Below are 2,713 nucleotides of genomic sequence, written 5' to 3' on the forward strand. Positions count from 1 at the left end.
GCCACGACTGGCCGATGCTGGTGGCCCTCGACGAAGCGTTCTACATGAAACCGGATGCCGGCATGTTCCTCGGCTCACCGGCCAACGCCGACCCAGTAGAACCCCAGGACGTGCAACCCGAAGAACTGGATATCGCCATGGGCATCTACCAGATCGAGGAAGCCACCACCCTGACTATCCGCCGCCCCACGCGCACCTGGGCGGGCTTACGCAGTTTTGTGCAGGACGGTGATTTGCTGTCGGGCTTTGACCCGCAAGTACCGGGGCTGTTCTGGGTGGCGGCACAGGGCGGCTATGGCATCCAGACCTCGCCCGCCATGGGCCAGGCCAGCGCGGCCCTGGTACGCGGCGAACCGCTGCCGGAGGCACTGACCCGGTTCGGCCTGGACGCTGGTATGCTCTCCCCGGTCCGCCTGGAGCCCCATTGATGAACACCGCTGAACAAGACAAGGTCATGCAGAACTTCCGCGCGATTGCCGATGCAATCGCCACGCTGTTCTTTCCCCATGCAGAAGTGGTGTTGCATGACCTGCGCACGCAAACCGTGGATTACATCGCCAATAACCTGTCCAAACGCAGCCTGGGTGACGACTCGTCCCTGGAGGACATGCTCGACGGTGACGTCAGCGAGGTGAATATCGGCCCTTATGAAAAGCTCAATTGGGACGGCCAGAAAATCCGCAGCCTGAGCACCGTGCTGCACGACCACAAAGGCCGCCGGCTGGCGGTGCTGTGCATCAACCTGAATATTTCAATGTTCGAAACGGCCAAGGCGGCGCTGGATTTGTTCCTGTCGCCAAGCAAGCTGATCGCACAGCCAGACGCGCTGTTTCGCGATGACTGGCAGGAGCGCATCAACACCTTCCTGCATGCCTGGCTGCGCGAGCGTCAGTTGAGCCTGAACCTGTTGACCCGCGACCACAAACGCGAACTGGTGCTGGCGCTGCACGCCGAGGGGGCATTCAAGGGCAAGAGCGCCTCCAACTATGTGGCCAATGTGCTGGGCATGGGGCGGGCGACGGTCTACAAGCATTTGAAAGAACTCAAGGGCTGACCCCTTTCTGACGACAACGCCGATCCCTGTGGGAGCTGTCGAGCCCCGGCGAGGCTGCGAAGGGGCCGGCAAGGTCAACATTTTCATTGCCTGACCCACCGCTTTCGCAGCCTCGCTAAAGCTCGACAGCTCCCACATTGAACGCGTATTTCCTTGGATCAGTCGCCGTAGATATCGGCCTTGAAGTATTGCTGTGAAATCTTCTGGTATTCGCCGCTGGCGCGAATGCCGTCGATGGCCGCGTTCAGTTCGCTGACCAATTCGCCATTGCCCTTGCGCACCGCAATACCGGCGCCCTCGCCCACATATTTCGGGTCCTTGAGCTCCGGGCCCACAAAGGCATAACCCTGCCCGCGCGGCATCGCCAGGAAGTCGCTCAGGGGAATGGTGTCGGCAAAGATCGCATCCAGGCGCCCCGCTGCCAGGTCCATGTAGATTTCTTCGTTATTGCTGTAGCGCTTGACGTTGATGCCCTTGGGCTCGAACACCTCGGTGGCATAGCGGTCGGTGGTGGTCGCGCGCTGTACGCCGACGTTCTTGCCCTTGAGGCTGGCGTACTGGTCATCCACCACGGCGCCGTCCTTCATCACCAGGCGCGACGAGGTGAAGTAGTACTTGTGGGTGAAATCCACCGACTTCTTGCGGTCTTCGTTGATCGTCATGGACGACAACGCCATGTCGATCTTCTTGACCTTGAGGGACGGAATCAGCCCGTCGAACTCCCCTTCGATCCACACGCACTTGACCTTCATTTGCGCACACAGGGCGTTTCCAATGTCGTAGTCGAAACCCACGATCTTGCCGTCGCCGGTCTTGGAGGCGAACGGTGGGTAAGCGGCCTCAATGCCAATACGCAGGGTTTTTTCGGCGGCCAGCAGGTGGCTGGAGGCAAACAGGCTCAGCGCCAGGGCGGGAAGGAGATGACGTTTCTTCATGGAGGGGTTCTCGCAAGTTGTTGTTGGTTTGGCAAGAGTGAAGAAAAACGGGCAGCGTCTATTTTGTACTTATAATTCCATACTGGACTTTTAAGTGTTAACCCGTCAACAGGCAAAAAAAATGTGGGAGGGCTTGAGCCTTCCCACATCAGATCCAGCAGCACCGCTTAAACCTTACTTGGACACCGGCATCGCAAACTCCGCGCCCTGCTCGATGCTCTCCGACCAGCGTTGCATGATCGACTTCTGCTTGGTGTAGAAGCGCACGCCCTCGGTGCCGTAGGCATGCATGTCACCGAACAGGCTCTTCTTCCAGCCACCAAACCCGTGCCAGGCCATGGGCACCGGGATCGGCACGTTGATACCGACCATGCCCACCTCGATACGCCGCGCAAACTCACGTGCAATGTTGCCATCGCGGGTGAAGCAACTGACGCCGTTGCCAAACTCGTGGTCGTTGACCAGCTTCACCGCCTCGGCAAAATCGTTCACGCGTACACAGGCCAGCACCGGGCCGAAGATTTCTTCGCGGTAGATGCTCATGTCCTGGGTCACGTGGTCGAACAAGGTCGCGCCCAACCAGAAGCCGTTCTCCAAGCCCGGCTCGGTGGGCACGTAGTCACGGCCATCGAGCAGCAACTGCGCGCCGGCTTGTACGCCCTGCTCGATGTAACCACTGATACGTTCCAGCGCAGCCCGCGACACGATCGGGCCCATCTCGGCT

General features: G+C 59.7%; 4 protein-coding genes. 2 read left to right on the top strand and 2 right to left on the bottom strand.

Annotation, left to right across the window (positions count from 1 at the left end):
* A partial coding sequence (locus GIW04_RS29640) for an FAD-dependent oxidoreductase (RefSeq protein WP_236479525.1) occupies window positions 1–428 on the top strand: 428 nt, incomplete at its 5' end.
* Entirely contained in the window at window positions 428–1,054 is a 627-nt protein-coding gene (locus GIW04_RS29645) for a helix-turn-helix transcriptional regulator (protein ID WP_003190517.1), read from the top strand. The genes GIW04_RS29640 and GIW04_RS29645, both read left to right, overlap by 1 nt.
* 158 nt (window positions 1,055–1,212) lie before the next feature.
* On the opposite strand, the gene GIW04_RS29650 is transcribed toward GIW04_RS29645, so the two are convergent.
* Complete coding sequence (locus tag GIW04_RS29650; RefSeq protein ID WP_120248338.1) at window positions 1,213–1,989, bottom strand: ABC transporter substrate-binding protein; 777 nt, start codon at window positions 1,987–1,989, stop codon at window positions 1,213–1,215.
* A 174-nt stretch (window positions 1,990–2,163) separates the two neighbouring features.
* A partial coding sequence (locus tag GIW04_RS29655) for an aldehyde dehydrogenase family protein (RefSeq protein ID WP_236479526.1) occupies window positions 2,164–2,713 on the bottom strand: 550 nt, incomplete at its 5' end.

The sequence above is a fragment of the Pseudomonas sp. PA-4-8C genome (assembly GCF_021606625.1).
Taxonomy (GTDB): domain Bacteria; phylum Pseudomonadota; class Gammaproteobacteria; order Pseudomonadales; family Pseudomonadaceae; genus Aquipseudomonas; species Aquipseudomonas lactis.

Excerpts from the sequence above, each read along its gene's own strand:
- GIW04_RS29645 (WP_003190517.1), top strand. The coding sequence starts at position 428 with ATGAACACCGCTGAACAAGACAAGGTCATGCAGAACTTCCGCGCGATT.
- GIW04_RS29650 (WP_120248338.1), bottom strand. The coding sequence starts at position 1,989 with ATGAAGAAACGTCATCTCCTTCCCGCCCTGGCGCTGAGCCTGTTTGCC.